General features: G+C 69.3%; 15 protein-coding genes and 2 pseudogenes. 12 read left to right on the forward strand and 5 right to left on the reverse strand.

Translation table 11 applies throughout. From position 1 onward, the window contains the following. Positions 1-131 precede the first annotated feature (131 nt). Both OHA55_RS20660 and OHA55_RS20665 read right to left on the reverse strand, forming a co-directional pair. The gene (locus tag OHA55_RS20660) at positions 132-323 is read right to left on the reverse strand and encodes a DUF1059 domain-containing protein (protein WP_266708441.1); all 192 of its coding nucleotides are present in this window, start codon (positions 321-323) and stop codon (positions 132-134) included. 59 nt (positions 324-382) lie between these two features. After that, positions 383-913 (reverse strand): MarR family winged helix-turn-helix transcriptional regulator, encoded by a 531-nt coding sequence (locus tag OHA55_RS20665; RefSeq protein ID WP_266708442.1) that lies wholly within the window; start codon positions 911-913, stop codon positions 383-385. 179 nt (positions 914-1,092) lie between these two features. Here OHA55_RS20665 and ilvA point away from each other — a divergent pair, with 179 nt between their 5' ends. From ilvA to OHA55_RS20680, 3 genes are all read left to right on the forward strand, one after another. Beyond that, a complete protein-coding gene (ilvA, locus tag OHA55_RS20670) occupies positions 1,093-2,325 on the forward strand; it encodes a threonine ammonia-lyase (protein WP_266708443.1) in 1,233 nt (410 codons plus the stop codon). A 174-nt stretch (positions 2,326-2,499) separates the two neighbouring features. Beyond that, the gene (locus OHA55_RS20675; RefSeq protein ID WP_266708444.1) at positions 2,500-3,546 is read left to right on the forward strand and encodes an ATP-binding cassette domain-containing protein; all 1,047 of its coding nucleotides are present in this window, start codon (positions 2,500-2,502) and stop codon (positions 3,544-3,546) included. Then, on the forward strand, positions 3,543-4,397 hold the full coding sequence (locus OHA55_RS20680) for an ABC transporter permease (RefSeq protein ID WP_266708445.1): 855 nt from the start codon (positions 3,543-3,545) through the stop codon (positions 4,395-4,397). The genes OHA55_RS20675 and OHA55_RS20680 overlap by 4 nt, the downstream gene beginning before the upstream one ends. Positions 4,398-4,500: 103 nt before the next feature. Here OHA55_RS20680 and greA read toward each other — a convergent pair whose 3' ends face one another. Both greA and OHA55_RS20690 read right to left on the reverse strand, forming a co-directional pair. Beyond that, entirely contained in the window at positions 4,501-4,998 is a 498-nt protein-coding gene (gene greA, locus OHA55_RS20685) for a transcription elongation factor GreA (protein ID WP_266708446.1), read from the reverse strand. A gap of 180 nt (positions 4,999-5,178) precedes the next feature. Continuing rightward, on the reverse strand, positions 5,179-5,595 hold the full coding sequence (locus OHA55_RS20690; RefSeq protein WP_266708447.1) for a DUF4307 domain-containing protein: 417 nt from the start codon (positions 5,593-5,595) through the stop codon (positions 5,179-5,181). 97 nt (positions 5,596-5,692) lie between these two features. Between OHA55_RS20690 and mca the strand changes: the two genes are divergently transcribed. Beyond that, complete coding sequence (gene mca / locus OHA55_RS20695; protein ID WP_266708448.1) at positions 5,693-6,574, forward strand: mycothiol conjugate amidase Mca; 882 nt, start codon at positions 5,693-5,695, stop codon at positions 6,572-6,574. Between the two features lies 1 nt (position 6,575). After that, positions 6,576-6,818, forward strand: coding sequence for a hypothetical protein (locus OHA55_RS20700; protein ID WP_266708450.1), 243 nt, complete (start codon positions 6,576-6,578; stop codon positions 6,816-6,818). 180 nt (positions 6,819-6,998) lie between these two features. Here the strand turns inward: OHA55_RS20700 and OHA55_RS20705 are convergent, their stop codons facing one another. Next, positions 6,999-8,426 carry a hydrolase gene (locus OHA55_RS20705; protein ID WP_266708452.1) on the reverse strand — a complete coding sequence of 476 codons (1,428 nt, stop codon included), beginning with the start codon at positions 8,424-8,426 and terminating at the stop codon, positions 6,999-7,001. A gap of 487 nt (positions 8,427-8,913) precedes the next feature. Here OHA55_RS20705 and OHA55_RS20710 point away from each other — a divergent pair. From OHA55_RS20710 to OHA55_RS20740, 7 genes and pseudogenes are all read left to right on the forward strand, one after another. Next, positions 8,914-9,141: pseudogene (locus OHA55_RS20710) on the forward strand (hypothetical protein); the annotation flags it as partial. Beyond that, positions 9,141-11,231 (forward strand): hypothetical protein, encoded by a 2,091-nt coding sequence (locus tag OHA55_RS20715; RefSeq protein WP_266708454.1) that lies wholly within the window; start codon positions 9,141-9,143, stop codon positions 11,229-11,231. The pseudogene OHA55_RS20710 and the gene OHA55_RS20715, both read left to right, overlap by 1 nt. Next, positions 11,228-11,779, forward strand: a complete 552-nt coding sequence (locus OHA55_RS20720; protein WP_266708456.1) for a hypothetical protein — start codon at positions 11,228-11,230, stop codon at positions 11,777-11,779. The genes OHA55_RS20715 and OHA55_RS20720 overlap by 4 nt, the downstream gene beginning before the upstream one ends. Positions 11,780-11,906: 127 nt before the next feature. Then, positions 11,907-12,062: pseudogene (locus OHA55_RS20725) on the forward strand (DUF255 domain-containing protein); the annotation flags it as partial. Positions 12,063-12,408: 346 nt separating this feature from the next. After that, the gene (locus tag OHA55_RS20730) at positions 12,409-12,954 is read left to right on the forward strand and encodes a Uma2 family endonuclease (RefSeq protein WP_266708458.1); all 546 of its coding nucleotides are present in this window, start codon (positions 12,409-12,411) and stop codon (positions 12,952-12,954) included. 163 nt (positions 12,955-13,117) lie between these two features. After that, positions 13,118-13,855 (forward strand): DUF4365 domain-containing protein, encoded by a 738-nt coding sequence (locus tag OHA55_RS20735; RefSeq protein WP_266708460.1) that lies wholly within the window; start codon positions 13,118-13,120, stop codon positions 13,853-13,855. Between the two features lie 65 nt (positions 13,856-13,920). Further along, a complete protein-coding gene (locus tag OHA55_RS20740) occupies positions 13,921-16,014 on the forward strand; it encodes a thioredoxin domain-containing protein (protein WP_266708462.1) in 2,094 nt (697 codons plus the stop codon). The last annotated feature ends 105 nt before the right edge of the window (positions 16,015-16,119 follow it).

The following is a 16,119-nucleotide window of genomic DNA, read 5'->3' on the forward strand; positions in this document are numbered from 1 at the left end:
GCGTTGGCCCGAACGCCGTCACGACCGGTGCCGGGGACAGCTCCCCGGCACCGCGCTCCCCGGACGTCCGCGGACGCCGACGCGACACCCACAGACACCTGCGGGCGCCCGCGGAACCTTCCGGCGGGATCTCAGACCGCGACCTTCTCGTCCTCCAGGGACGCCCTGACCTGCTCCCGCAGTTCGGGGCTGTCCGTGTGGTCGTGGACCGAGACGGCGTGCTCGGTCGCCGCGCGGACGACCTCGTCCTCCTCGCCGGAGATGGTCAGCGAGCAGCCCGACACGCTCGGATACTTCCGGCAGTCGGCGACTTTCCTGGTCATGGCGGCCTCCTCGTCCTTCACGGTGGGCCAGCCATTCCAGGGTAGTTCGCGGACGCCGCCTAGTCGCCCTGCTGCTGGTGGGCAGCCTGCCGAACCGCCAGCGCACCGTTGAAACGGGTCAGCAGCGCGCAGAACGTCTCCCGCTCCTCCTCGGTCCAGTCGTCCGTGACCTGCGACATCAGATCGCGGCGGGAGGTGCGTACCTCGTCCAGGCGGGCCTGGCCGCGCGGTGAGAGCTGGAGCACGACGGCCCTGCCGTCCTCAGGGTGCGAGGTCCGCTTGACCAGCCCGGTGTCCACGAGCGGGGCGACCTGGCGGGTCACCGTGGAGGAGTCGATGCCCATCCCCGCGGCCAGCGCCTTCACGCCCATCGGGCCTTCCCGGTCCAGCCGGTTGAGCAGCAGGTAGGCGGCCCGGTCCATCGAGTTGCGGACCTTGCCGACGCCACCGAGACGGGTCTGCTCCGCACGTCGGGCGAATACCGCCACCTGGTGCTGGAGAGTGTCGAGTACGACGGGGTCGGGCCCCTGTGGAGGGGAGACGTCGTCCCCGGAAGGAGACGCAGCATTCGTCATGTCCTGAGGGGGCATGGCCAATAGCTCTCTTCGTGCGGTGTCGGATGGGTGGGGGACACAGTACGCGGCGATGCGGCCGACTGTGTCCAGGGTATGTAATCCCGCGCATCCCGAGAGCGGGAAGGGCTTAGGGACGACGGCCCAGCCGGAGCACTCGGAGGGCGGTGGAGCGGCGAGCTGCGAGACTGGCGGTCATGAGCTTCCGTACGTCCGCCCCTTTTCCGTCGCTGATCCTCGACGACGTCCGGGGCGCCCAGAAAATACTGTCCGGAGTGGCCAGGACGACCGCGATGGAGGGCAGCCGCCACCTGTCGGAGCTCGTCGGTGCCCCCGTCCAGTTCAAGTGTGAGAACCTGCAGCGCACCGGCTCCTTCAAGCTGCGCGGCGCGTACGTGCGCATCGCCGGACTCACCCCGGAGGAACGGGCGGGCGGAGTCGTCGCCGCGAGTGCCGGAAACCATGCGCAGGGTGTCGCGCTCGCCTCCTCGCTGCTCGGCGTACGCTCCACCGTCTTCATGCCGGTGGGCGCCCCCCTCCCCAAGGTGGCGGCGACACGCGAGTACGGCGCCGAGGTCCGGCTGCACGGCCAGGTCGTCGACGAGACCCTGGCCGCCGCCCAGGAATACGCGGAGCGGGCCGGAGCGGTCTTCATCCACCCCTTCGACCACCCCGACATCATCGCGGGCCAGGGCACCGTCGGCCTGGAGATCCTCGAACAGTGCCCCGAGGTCCGCACCATCGTCGTCGGCATCGGTGGCGGCGGACTGGCGGCCGGCATCGCCGTCGCGGTCAAGGCGCTCCGCCCCGACGTGAAGATCATCGGCGTGCAGGCGGCCGGCGCCGCCGCGTACCCGCCCTCACTGGCCGCCGGGTACCCCGTCGCCCTGGACACGGTGCCGCAGACGATGGCCGACGGCATCAAGGTGGGGCGCCCCGGCGACGTACCGTTCCGCCTGATCCACGAGCTGGTGGACGAGGTCCGTACGGTCACCGAGGACGAGCTCTCCAGCGCCCTGCTGCTCTGCCTGGAGCGGGCCAAGCTCGTCGTCGAACCCGCGGGTGCCAGCCCGGTCGCCGCGCTGCTCAGCAACCCGAAGTCCTTCCGGGGCCCCGTCGTCGCCGTGCTCTCCGGCGGAAACGTGGACCCGCTGCTCATGCAGCGCATCCTCCGTCACGGACTGGCCGCCGCCGGCCGCTATCTCAGCCTGCGGGTACGGATCGTGGACCGCCCCGGAGCGCTCGCCGCGCTGCTGGCCACCCTGTCCGGATCCGACGCGAACGTGCTCGACATCAGCCACGTACGGACCGAGCCGCGCCTCGGCCTCACCGAGGCGGAGGTCGAGCTGCACCTGGAGACCAAGGGCCCGGAACACTGCGAGGAGGTCGCCGCCGTCCTCAGGGGGGCGGGCCACCTCATCGTGGAGTGAGCCCGGCGCCCCGTACACGGGCGTTCCTCCGCCTCGCGGTGCACCGCACCGGACACCGCCGCTGGTCCGACGCGAAATGTCCGATACGGCCTAGGATTCGCACAGTAGTCACGCGAACGGGCAACCGGTCCCGTCCGACAACCGACCGTCCGAGAGCGGATGGGGGTATCCCCTGTGCCAGGTGCGATCCACGCCGAAGGGCTCGTGAAGACCTTCGGAGACGTACGAGCGCTGGACGGCGTCGATTTCGACGTTCCCGAGGGAACCGTGCTGGGCCTCCTCGGCCCCAACGGCGCCGGCAAGACGACCGCGGTACGCGTCCTCACCACCCTGCTGCGGCCCGACAGCGGCCGGGCGGAGGTCGCGGGCATCGACGTACTGACCAAGCCCAACGAGGTACGCCGCTCCATCGGGCTGTCCGGGCAGTTCGCCGCGGTCGACGAGTACCTGACCGGCCGGGAGAACCTCCAGATGGTGGCCCGGCTCTACCAGATGCGCGCCCGCGACGCGAAGACGCGGGCGACGGAGCTGCTGGAGCGGTTCCACCTCGCCGACGCGGCCGACCGGACCACCAAGACGTACTCGGGCGGCATGCGGCGGCGGCTCGACCTCGCGGCGGCGCTCGTGGTCCGGCCCCCGGTCATGTTCATGGACGAGCCGACCACCGGGCTCGACCCCCGCAACCGCCAGCAGCTCTGGGAGGTCATCGAGGAACTCGTCCGTGGCGGAACGACTCTGCTGCTGACCACGCAGTACCTCGAAGAGGCCGACCACCTCGCCCACGACATCTGCGTCATCGACCACGGCAGGGTCATCGCGCGCGGAACGTCCGACCAGCTCAAGGCTCGTACCGGCGGTGAACGCGTCGAGGTCGTCGTGCACCGCCCGGAAGAGATCGAACCGGCCCGCGAGGCCCTCGCCCGGTACGGCGAGGGCGAGGTCACCGTGGTCCGGCACATGCGCAAACTCACCGTCCCGGTCACCGGTGGCGCCAAACTCCTCGCCGAGGTCATCCGCGACCTCGACGGCCGGGACGTGGAGATCGACGACATCGGACTGCGCCGCCCCACCCTGGACGACGTCTTCATCTCGCTCACCGGCCACGCGGCCGAGACGGCGGCCGAGGGCGAGAACGGCGACGGCGACAGGAAAGGGAACGGGAACGGGAAGGGCGGCGACGCCCAGGGACCCGCGAAGGACGCGAAGGAGGACACACGGTGACCACCAGCCCGGAAGAGGCCCGCACGACCCTGGCCCCCCGCCCCTCCGGCGGCATCGTCCAGTCCGTCACCGACTCCCTCGTGATCGCCCAGCGCAACCTGATCAGGATGACCCGTATCCCCGAAGTGGTACTTTTCGGACTTATCCAGCCCATCATGTTCGTGGTGCTGTTCAGCTACGTCTTCGGCGGCTCGATGAACGTCGGCGGCTCGACCTCCCCGGAGGTCTACCGCAACTTCCTGATGGCCGGCATCTTCGCCCAGACCGTCACCTTCGCCACGGCCGGCGCGGGAGCCGGCATCGCGGACGACATGCACAAGGGCCTCATCGACCGGTTCCGCTCCCTGCCGATGGCCCGCGGCGCGGTGCTCACCGGGCGGACCATCGCCGACCTCGTGCAGACCACCCTCACCGTGCTGGTGCTGGTCGTCGTCGCCCTCCTCGTCGGCTGGCGCATCCACAACGGGGTGCCCAAGGCCATCGGGGCGTTCGGGCTGCTTCTGCTGCTCGGCTACGCCTTCTCCTGGATCGGCGCGCTGATCGGCCTCTCCGTCCGGACCCCGGAGGCCGCCACCTCGGGAGGGCTGATCTGGCTCTTCCCGGTGACCTTCATCTCGAACGCCTTCGTCGACTCCAGCCAGATGGCGTCCTGGCTCCAGCCGATCGCCGACTGGAACCCGTTCAGCGCGACCGTCCAGGCCTGCCGCAAGCTGTTCGGCAACCCGGGCGTATCGCCTTCCGACGCCTGGCCGATGCAGTACCCCGTGTGGGCGTCCCTGATCTGGTCCGCCGTGATCATCGTGGTGTTCCGGACCCTCTCGGTCCGCAAGTACCGCCGGGCGGCGACCTGACCGCGCCCGCTCTGCGACGCCGGTGCGCGAAAAGCCCCGGTCGGCGGACTCCTCGGGAATCCGCCGGCCGGGGCTTCGTGCGTCGCGTCGCGGCGCGGGAGGCTCAGCCGGTGTACGGCTTGGCCGAGAGGATCTTCACCGCGGCCTTCTTGCCGTTGGGCAGCTCGTACTCGGCGTCGTCGCCCGTGCGCTTGCCGTTGACGCCCCTGCCCAGCGGCGACTGCGGCGAGTACGTCTCGATCTCCGTGCTCGCGTACTCGCGGGAGGCGAGGAGGAAGGTCACGGTGTCGTCCTCGTCGCCGTCGAAGGCGATCGTCACGACCATGCCGGGCTCGACCACACCGTCGTCGGCCGGCGCCTCGCCGACCTTCGCGTGCTCCAGGAGCTGGGTGAGCTGACGCACCCGGAGCTCCATCTTGCCCTGCTCCTCCTTGGCCGCGTGGTACCCGCCGTTCTCGCGGAGGTCGCCCTCCTCACGGGCCGCCGCGATCTTTACGGAGATCTCCGTGCGCGCGGGACCAGACAGGTACTCCAGCTCGGCCTTGAGCTGGTTGTACGCCTCCTGCGTGAGCCAGGTGACGTTTTCGCTGGTCTGGGTCACAGGTGCTCCTCGTCGGTACTGGGAATACAAAGCATCGCCCTACCCCGAGCTTGTTCCCTCACGGGTGGGCGAAACCACGAGCCTAACAATTTCCCGGGCAAAGGGGGAGAAGGTTACCCGGTGCCGATGGAGGCGTGGCGGACAGTACGGGAGGTCCGCGGCGAACGGAACGCCGGCTGCTCAGCCCGCCGAGCCGCCGCCCGTGCAGCCCAGCAGCTCCACCGCACTGGCCCGGGACGTCGTCCGCAGCGCCACGACCTCGTCGACGCGCCCCACGTGCTGGTCGAACCGGAAGTCCTTGCGGGCGACCTCGCCGCCCTCCGCGTCCAGGGCGCGCACCGTGCAGAAGCCGCCGGCGTCCTTGTCCTTGTGCACTTCGAGATGGGCCTCGGCCCGCTCGTCGGAGACGACCTTGGACTTGATCAGCTCGGCGCTGATGACCGTGCCGCCGACGTAGTCCACACCGATCCAGACGATCACGCCGACCAGCGCCGCACCCAGTACCGCGCCGATCACCCGGAGCTTGCGGTCCGCGCGCTCGTCCTTGCTCCGACTGCCGTACCGGCCCTCGGGTGTGGCCTCGCGCACCGCGGTCATGATCGTTCCTCCTGTGCAGGGAATCGAGGAATTTTCCACCTTCCCGTTCGGTCACTATAGGAGTTGCCCATCGCGACAAATAACTGAGGACCGAGTCTTGACCGAGCAGCTGCGCCTGATGGCCGTCCACGCCCACCCCGACGACGAGTCGAGCAAGGGCGCGGCCACGATGGCCAAGTACGTGTCCGAGGGGGTGGACGTCATGGTCGTCACCTGCACCGGCGGCGAACGTGGTTCCATCCTCAACCCCCGGCTCCAGGGAGACGCGTACATCGAGGAGAACATCCACGAGGTGCGCAGGAAGGAGATGGAGGAGGCCCGCGAGATCCTCGGTGTCCGGCAGGAATGGCTCGGCTTCGTCGACTCCGGCCTTCCCGAGGGCGACCCGCTGCCCCCGCTCCCCGAGGGCTGCTTCGCGCTGGAGGACGAGGAGACCGCCGCGGGGCGCCTCGTCGCCAAGATCCGCTCGTTCCGCCCGCAGGTCGTCACCACGTACGACGAGAACGGCGGCTACCCGCACCCCGACCACATCATGACCCACAAGATCACGATGATCGCGTTCGACGGTGCGAGCGACAAGGAGCGCTTCCCCGAGGACGAGTTCGGTCCCGTCTGGCAGCCGCAGAAGCTCTACTACAACCAGGGCTTCAACAAGCCCCGCACGGTCGCCCTGCACGAGGCGCTCCTCGCGCGCGGCCTGGAGTCCCCGTACGGCGACTGGCTGAAGCGCTGGGACGAGATGAAGCACACCGAACGCACCCTGACCACGCACATCCCGTGCGCGGACTTCTTCGAGGTGCGCGACCGGGCGCTCATCGCGCACGCCACGCAGATCGACCCCGAGGGCGGCTGGTTCCGCGTCCCGATGGACGTGCAGAAGGAGGTCTGGCCGACCGAGGAGTACGAGCTCGTGAAGGCCGGCGTCGATACCTCCCTCCCCGAGAGCGATCTCTTCGCGGGCATCCGCGACAATGCCTGATATGTACTCCACCCAGGCACTGACGCATCTCGTCCCGCTGGCCGCCGACGAGCTCGACAAGAACAAGGTGACGCCCGGCGTTCTCGGCTTCCTCGTCTTCGCCGCGCTCGCCCTCGGCGTGTGGGCCTTGATGAAGTCCATGAACCGCCACATGGGCCGGGTGAACTTCGAGGAGGCCCCGTCCCCGGAGGAGGCCGAGGCCGCCGGGACCGGTGCCTCCGCCGGAGCCCGCGGGAAGCAGTAACCGGGCGCCGCCCCCAGGGGCGGCGCCCCGGCCCGCCCCGCGCCAGGTCCGTAACGGCGCGGGGCGCGTGTCGTGCCCGGGGCGTCCGGGGGTGTGGGCGCGGCAGGTTGCCCGCCCCCGGGCCCGGAGCAGCAGGTTGCCCGCCACCGGGCCCGGAGCAGGCGGGCGGCAAACGGCGGATCACACCGTGAGTCTCATCGCTTCGAACCACAGGCTGTTTTCCTGGGCGCCGACGTAGGTGAGTTCGAGCGCGTCGCCGGGGTTGTCGCACGCCATCGAAAGCCAGTCGCCGTCGTGGATGTACGCGGTCTGGCAGACGGCGCTCTTGGCGTGGTCGACCTGGATGGTGAACCCCCGCATGTAGGGGGCGTCCTTTTCGGTGCTGCCGAGGTAGTTGTCGGCGCCGTCCACGGCTTCCGACCAGGCGTCGGGGAAGTACTGCTCGGTCCCGCTCCCCCCGGGGTTGTAGACCTGCGCGCGGCCGGCCGTGCCATTGATTCCGGACACCGCGACGTCGACCGAGGTGATCTGCTCCCCCGATCCCTCCGTGCCCGCCGTGTCGCCGTCGCACACCGCGTCGGACCAGTCGCGGTCCCTCACGTAGACGCGGTAGCAGATGTGCGGTTCGCCCGGTTTCTCCGCGGCCTTCTGCCGGACCGCGGTCGCCGCGGTCCGCTCCTGGGGCTCTGGTTCCTTCTCGGCGGAACCGCCGCCTCCCGCCCCGCCGTCGCCCGCCTCCTGCGTCGCGGCGGCGGCCGGGGGCGCCGTGGCGGGCGCGGCGGGCGTCGCCTTCGGCGCCTCCGGGGCCGGCGAGGGGGGTGCCAACGTGGCGGTGGCGGCCTCCTGGAGCTTTTCCGTGGCGGTGGAGTCGACCCGGGGCTTGTGGGTGAGCCAGAGCATCACGAACGCGATCGCCAGTGCGAGGAGGAGGCTGATGAAGGCCGCCGGCCAGCGCGGCAGGACACTCCTCTGCACGTAGGTGCCCGCCACGTCCAGCGGTGCGGTACCCGACCGCTGCACCGCCAAGGTGTACGGCCGGTCCTCCTTGGACCCGAACCACTTGATCTGCCGCGGCTTCAGCGTCGCCTTCAGGAACGCCGCGCGCCCCGGCTCGATCTGCACATTGCTCGGACGGATGTCGTACGACAGCTGATCACCGCTGTCGCTGCCGCGGACCGACGCCGTCAGCCTGGTGTTGCCCAGGTTGTCCACGGCCAGCCTGGGACGCCCCCGGAAACGGCCCTTCACCGTCGGCGGTACCAGCTCCGCCCGCACCTCCGTGAACGGGGTGACGGTGAGGTTCCCCTCCGGAACCGTGGTGGCCTGCGGATGCTCCGTCGGCGTGACCTTCACCGCGTAAGGATGCGGACCGGCCGCCGCGTCCGGTGTGCGCGGCGGGGAGAACGTCACCGCGACCTCCCCCGTCGTCCCCGGGAACAGCCGCAGGGACTGCGGCTCCACGAGGGCCCAGGGCGCGAGTGAGCCCACCACCTCGAAGCGGTACTCGTCCACCACGTCACCGGTGTTGCGCAGACGCAGCCGCACGGTCGTGCTGTCACCCGGGTCCACAGTCGCGGAGGCGGGTTCGAGAGAGGTCCAAAGGTTCACCCACGGACGCTAAACGCACCGACGGTGCCGGGTCAGCAAGCCATGGGGCACGATCGAGTGCCCGAAGGGGCGGAGCTCGTGCCTCCTGCCCCGGCGTCGGCCGATCGCCCCGGCCACCATGGGCAGGTCCTCGGAAACGGCCCGGGGTGCGCTGAACGGCCGAGCGGGGCGAGGGACAGCCTTGCGTGGTGACCGCGGCAATCACTTCCGGACACAGTTCGCCGACCGTGGGTCGCACCTGGTGTGGCTGGTTTGACGCCCCCCATACGCCCCGGTTCGACGCCTTTCCGTACCAGGGCTGGTCGGCGGTCCATGCCCGGTGCGGGACGCCTTGGGGCGGAGGCGCAAAGCGCTGGCGCGATTGCGGGGGTGAGGGTGGCTGAGAGCGAGCGAACTCCCTAGCCTCCATTTTAGATGGGGTGCACATGTTTACGGGGGAGGGGTCTGATGGCCTGGGACGAGTGGGAGCGGTTGAAAACGCCAGGAGGCCGCCAAGGATCTGGGGACCCAGGGCTTCTCGTTGGGCGGTGCCCTCGACCATGTCCAGGAGTGCTGGGAACGGCAGTTGAAGACCTTGCTGGACGCGTGCGCTCACATCTCCAACCACATGGACTTCACGCGGAACGCCCACGCCGGTGACGAGACGTACGTCTACGACGTCGTGAGCAGCATCGCGCCCCTGGACGACGGATTCACCGAGAGGACGCGGCGCTGATGGACTTCGAGACCCTGTGCCAGGCGGACTTCGGCCGTCTCGGCCAGGCCGTCATTGCCTGGCAGGGCGTGGTGGAGGAGTTGGGCACCATGGAGACCGGCGCGCGGGACGATCTGAAGGCCAAGGCGGAAAAGGCCAAGTGGGCCGGCGCGAACGCGACGGTCTCCCGGGAGTTCATCACCAAGACGGCCGGCGAGTTCACCGACGCCCACACCCAGGCGAAGAGCATCCACGACATCCTCCAGGACACCCACGACGAACTGGTGGGGTACAAGCAGCAGCTGGACCAGGCTTTGGAGCGGGGCCGCCGGAAGAATCTCACGGTGACCTCCACCAGTGGCGGTGGCTTCACCGTGACGATGGTGGTCCATCCGGACCGGGCGGCCGAGGGCCACGACGTCACGGACCACTCCCAGCAGGATGTCGACCAACTCCGGGACGACGTGCAGGTGATCCTCGGCCGGGCGGCGGAGAGCGACACGACGGCCTCGACGGTTCTGCGGGCCCTGGTGGACCAGGCGGAGTTCGGGTTCTCCGGAGCCGCGTACGCGGATCGTGACTCGGCGATCGACGCGGTCCGCGCGGCGGAGGAAGCGGCCAAGATCCTCGAGGAGAACGGCGACGACATGTCGCCGGAGGAGTTCCAGAGGCTGGACGGGCTGCTCGCGTCGTACCGGAACGACCCGTTGTTCCAGGAGGAGTTCGCCACCCAGGTGGGTCCGAAGAAGGTGCTGGAGTTCTGGGCCGACCTCTCCAGCCCGGACAACCCGGACGAGCTGACCAGGGCGGAGCTCGACCGGCTCGGCTCGTTCCAGCAGAACCTGGGAGCCGTCCTGGGTGGGGCGACCCAGTCGGACAGCCCGGCCATGCGGCAGTGGGAGAACGACATGGTGCGCCTCTCCGGCGACCTCTGTCCGACGCGTACGGGGAACCTCTACGGCTACCAGCTGATGAGCGACCTCCTGAGGACCGGCGACTACGACGACCAGTTCCTCAACAAGTACGGCGACGCGCTGGTCGCCAAGGAGGAGGAGCTGAGGCTGCCGGAGAAGTACTGGCAGGGCAACGGCCAGTTCATGCCGAGGATGAACTTCATCGGCGACGCCGAGTTCGGCCGTGACCCGATGACCGGCCTCATGAAGGCGCTCGCCAACAGCCCCGACGCGGCGACCGACTTCTTCAACACGAAGGAACCGCAGGACAACGCGGAATGGGTACTCAAGGACCGGCACTCCTTCGACGACTCACCGCTGAAGGACGGAGGGAACGAGGCACTGGAGGCGACCGGGCGCGCGATGTTCGCGGCCGTGTCGGGTGCGACCCGTCCGGACGCCCCTGCTTCGGAGTTCCTGCCGCACACCGCCGAGCAGGACGCAGCCATGAAGCGTTCCCTGGGCTTCCTCGCCGCGAAGGGCAATGACTTCCCGGCGGAGATGCGCGACGACATGGCGTTCGCCCTGGGCAACCACGGCGACACCGTCCATCTGGCGATGAGCGACCCTCTGGGAACCCACGGTATGGACGCGGACCAGCTGATGGAGGTCACCAAGCAGATCGCGCGGAACAAGGACGCCTACGCCGAACTCACCAACCAGACGCACCACGCGATCGTGGCCGACATCTACACGGAGAAGGACCACCCCGAGGACAGCCTCGACCGGGCCGGCCGCACGATCGGCTTCATCGAGGAAGCCCGCTACCAGGCGACCAACGATGAGAAGGACGGTGATCTCACCGACGCCTCGTGGCACAGGACATGGACCTACCACGTCGTCGGTGGCGCCGCCAACGCCCTGCTGGGCCCCTGGGGGGACGCCGCTCAACGCGGAGTGGACGTGGTGACGTCCGCCTGGCTCCAGGACGAGCAGAACGAGATCAACCACACGGCCCAGGCCAACCACGTCGAGACCTACCAGAGCCGGAACACGGAGCTCAGAGCCTTGGCGGATGTCTGGCACCGAGAGAACGGCCCGTGGGCCGAGGACCCGGCCCACGAGGGCTTTTCCCAGGACACCGGCGTGTACTCAAAGATCGGCGCGTCGGCCAATGACGGCAACAAGAAGGCCGAAGGGATCGTGGGGGACCAGTGAGTTCAACGGTCGGGCGGTTCGCCGCCGCCTCGGGGCTCGTCGCATGCCTCGCTCTGTCGCTCGCGGCGTGCGGCGGTGGGCGGGAGTATGCCGTTCCGAAGGAAGTGTGCGGGGTCGGGCTGAGTGAGAAGGCGCTCGACCCGTTCCTCGTCGACGGTGAGAAGTTCAGGACCGTGGGTGGTTCGCTCGTGGACACGGGGAAGGGAACCTGGGGGAGATGCCAGATCGAGGTGGACGACTGGCTGGTAGTGGATCTCACGGTCGAGAAGAACGAGAAGTTGTACGACCCCATGGACGATCTGGAGAGTTTCCGGTTCGAGAACCGGGAGAAGATCCCGGCCCTGCCGTTCGAGGGGCTGGGAGCGGTGGGTGACCGCAACGCGATGGTCAGCACGGGATGTTCGAGTCCGAACGCGGAGTTCCTCTCCGTGCAGATGAACCTCAGTAGGCAGGTCGAAGGCGATGTCACCCGACGCCGCAAGGACCTGGAAGCGTTCGCCGCGGACTTCGTACCGAGGGTGAAGAAGGCCCTCGGCTGCACGGCCTGATGGCCTGCCCACCGACGTCGGACAGAACCTGCCCTCTCCCTGAGGGCCAGGTGGTGCGGGCAGGCGATGCCGCGCCCGCAGCGCGGATGGCCGTCCGCCCCGGGGCGGACCGTGCAACGAAGGCGGCATGAACAGACTGGCTCACGCACAGTCGCCCTACCTGCTCCAGCACGCCTCCAATCCAGTGGACTGGTGGCCATGGGGAGAGGAGGCGATGACGGAAGCTAAGCGGCGGGACGTGCCCGTTCTCTTGAGTGTGGGCTATGCGTCCTGCCACTTATGCTTCCGCTGATTCACTGGTGCCAGTGACTTAACACAAGCAGGTAGTCCTGACCTGGTGTTTTGCCAGGGGGTAGTTGCATGGACACGTAAGATGAGGAACTGGGCAAGAGCATAGAGGCCTGGGCGGAGGCCGAACTGGCTGCCTCACCTGAGTGGGGGCCCGAGATGTACGCCAGCATCCGCCGGTGTTCGGAAGGTGGCGCACCCGCTGTCGCCGTTGAGGAGTAGGGGCCGCGGCGGCCGACCGACTGGCCCGCGTATGGCACCAGCCCGGCTGACACTCTTCGTGATCGCCCCCGTGCGGGTCCGGGGCGTCATATTCTGAGGGCGACAGGAAGGAGCCGTTGATGAGCGTCGACGCGGTCATGCGCACCGAGTTCCCAGCCGGGTACGTGGTCTTCTTCGGTGTCGACGGGAAGGTGGTCATGACTCCGCAGAGCTTCGAGCACTCCAGCACGATCAAGTCGATGCAGATCGACTCGCTCTCGCTCGGCCGGCACGCGAAGACCGCCTCCGACGTGTATCTGGACTTCCCGGCGGACGAGAACTCGGCTCCGGACTTCGCGATCTTGCGGGAGGACGCGCAGCGGCAGGGCAAGCGCTACGGCTTCGAGGACGTGCTGCTGATCGCCGAGGTGGTTTCGGTCTCTTCCGCGCGCAAGGACTACGACGACTGCACCGCGAAGTACGGCCGTTACGGCATCCCGGTCTACGTGGTGGTGGACCCGTACGCCGCGGAGGTTGTCGTCCACACCCAGCCCACCGGCTCCGGCTACATCGCAGCCCACACGCACAAGTACGGTTCGGGCAAGCTGCCCATCGAACTGTCCGACGGGCGCACGTACACCCTCGACCTGGACGAACTGCCCCTCCCTGAGGCCGACGCTCGCTGAATGGCTGGCTGGTCTTCGCCGCTCGACACCGTGGTGCCGTACGTCAGTCGCCATCGGTGGCCCCGAAGTCGGGTTGCGCGTCCGTGTTCTGCCCTAGCCTTGATCGAATGGATCAAGAGGGGGCGAGATGCCAAAGGTGCCCGAGAGCCGGCGGGTTGGACGCATGGCTGTGAACGAGGTGCGTTCCTTGCTGGAGCGGCACGGCCATATCGTGCAGGAGATTGACGGCGCTAACGACCACGGAGAGGACTTGCATGTCACCTTCGTCGAGAACGGACAGCGGACGGCAGACTCCCTGGCGGTGCAGGTCAAGGGCGGGGTCTCGGTGCGTACTCGGAGGGGACATCGTGTCCGGGTCGGGGATCACGGGGACAACTGGCGCGACGGCACTCTCCCCGTGCTCTGTGTAGTCCATGATCCCGAGCGGGGCGGTCTCTTCTGGGCCAACGCGACCCGTCAGCTCCGCCGTGCCGAAGCACTGCGGAAGACACTGAAGTCCGTAGTCGTCCAGCGGGATTCCCTGCTGGACGATGACGCGTCCGAGGCCTTCGCGTGGCGAATGCGGAGCTACCTCCGCCGGGAGCGGGAAGGCGTCGGCAGGTGGGCGGACATGGCGGACGTGGAGTTCGCGCCGGACGACATCGTCAAGCCGTTCATGAACGACTGTGGCGAGCCCATGGTCTTCTGGCAGAAACGCGGGGAGCAGTTCGCCGTACTGCTCCACCACGATCTCGACTGGGAGCCTGTGGCCATTGAGGAGAGGATGCTCCACTTCGGCCAGATACCGTTCATCGGGAGCATCATTCTCGACGAAGCGGAAGCGCATTGGCTCATGGGTTGCTTCAAAGCCACCGAATGGTGGCGTCGCCCGCTTGAATCGGATCGTGCGCCTGAGGCTTGACGATCAGGCAGCTGTTCCGAGTGCCACGCGGGATCTCTCCCCGCTCGGGTGCCAGACTGGCAGGCATGAACCGGTTGGCGAATGCGACCTCCCCGTACCTGCAGCAGCACGCCGAGAACCCCGTCGACTGGTGGCCGTGGTCGCCCGGGGCGTTCGAGGAAGCCAAGCGCCGTGACGTACCCGTGCTGCTCAGCGTCGGGTATGCCAGTTGCCACTGGTGCCACGTCATGGCACACGAGTCCTTCGAGGACGAGGCGCTCGCCACCTACCTCAACGAGCACTTCGTCCCGGTGAAGGTGGACCGGGAGGAGCGGCCGGACGTCGACGCCGTGTACATGGAGGCGGTGCAGGCGGCGACCGGGCAGGGCGGGTGGCCGATGACCGTGTTCCTGACGGCGGAGGCCGAACCCTTCTACTTCGGTACCTACTTCCCGCCCGAGCCCCGGCACGGCATGGCGTCTTTCCGGCAGGTGCTGGAGGGTGTGACCGCCGCGTGGACCGACCGGCGCGGAGAGGTCGCCGAGGTGGCCGGGCACATCGTGGCGGATCTGGCCGGGCGGTCGCTGGCGCACGGCGGGCAGGGCGTGCCGGACGAGTCGGACCTCGGGCGGGCGCTGCTGGGGCTGACCCGGGACTACGACGACACGCACGGGGGGTTCGGCGGTGCGCCGAAGTTCCCGCCGTCGATGGCGATCGAGTTCCTGCTGCGGCACCATGCCCGTACCGGCTCCGAGGGGGCCCTGCAGATGGCCGCGGACAGTTGCGCGGCGATGGCCATGGGCGGCATCTACGACCAGCTCGGCGGCGGGTTCGCCCGGTACGCGGTGGACCGGGAGTGGACCGTTCCGCACTTCGAGAAGATGTTGTACGACAACGCGCTGCTCTGCCGCGTGTACGCCCACCTGTGGCGGTCGACCGGGTCGGACCTGGCCCGTCGGGTGGCGCTGGAGACGGCCGACTTCCTGGTCCGCGAACTGCGGACCACCGAGGGCGGCTTCGCCTCCGCGCTGGACGCCGACAGCGAGGACGCCGAGGGCCGGCACGTGGAGGGCGCGTTCTACGTCTGGACCCCGGCGCAGCTGACCGAGGTGCTGGGCGAGGAGGACGGGGCGTTCGCCGCCGCCCGCTTCGGGGTGACCGAGAAGGGCACCTTCGAGGAGGGTTCCTCGGTGCTCCGGCTCGACGCCGGTACGGCGGGGGCGCGGGCGGACGAGGACACCCCCGACACCGACACCGACACCGACACCGACATCGACATCGACATCGACACCGACCCCGACCCCGACGCCGAGCGGATCGCTTCCGTGCGGGCCCGGCTGCTGGCAGCCCGGGAGCTGCGGCCCCGTCCGGGGCGGGACGACAAGGTGGTCGCCGCCTGGAATGGCCTGGCCGTCGCGGCGCTGGCCGAGACCGGCGCGTACTTCGACCGGCCCGACCTGGTCGAGCGGGCCACGGAGGCCGCCGACCTGCTGGTACGCGTACACATGGGCGAGAACGGCCGGCTCTGCCGCACCTCGATGGAGGGGCGGGCCGGCGGGAACAGCGGGGTGCTGGAGGACTACGCGGACGTCGCCGAGGGGTTCCTCGCGCTGTCGTCGGTGACCGGTGAGGGGGTCTGGCTGGAGTTCGCCGGGCTGCTGCTCGACGTGGTGCTGACCCGGTTCACGGGGGAGGGCGGGCAGCTCTACGACACGGCGGACGACGCCGAGAAGCTGATCCGCCGCCCGCAGGACCCCACCGACAACGCCACCCCGTCCGGCTGGACGGCGGCGGCCGGTGCCCTCCTGTCGTACGCGGCGCACACCGGATCCGAGCCGCACCGCACGGCGGCCGAGGGTGCACTCCAGGTGGTGAAGGCGCTCGGGCCGCGCGCCCCACGGTTCGTGGGCTGGGGGCTGGCCGTCGCCGAGGCGCTGCTCGACGGGCCGCGCGAGGTGGCGGTCGCCGGTCCGGTCGGCGGTGAGCTGCACCGTACGGCGCTGCTGGGCCGGGCGCCCGGCGCGGTCGTCGCGGTGGGGGAGCCGGGCGGCGGGGAGTTCCCGCTGCTGGTGGACCGGGCGCTGGTGGGCGGCGAGCCGACCGCGTACGTCTGCCGCCACTTCGTCTGCGAGACCCCGACCACGGACGCGGAGGAGCTGACCCGGCGGCTGGGCGGCTGAGTTCCGGCCCCGACCCGGTGACGGGACGACCCCTGTGGCTGTGGCCACAGGGGTCGAATGGGTTCAGGAGGAACGGTTCGGCCGCTCGGCCGCTCGGCCGGACGG

Source organism: Streptomyces sp. NBC_00102, from assembly GCF_026343115.1.
Lineage (GTDB): Bacteria > Actinomycetota > Actinomycetes > Streptomycetales > Streptomycetaceae > Streptomyces.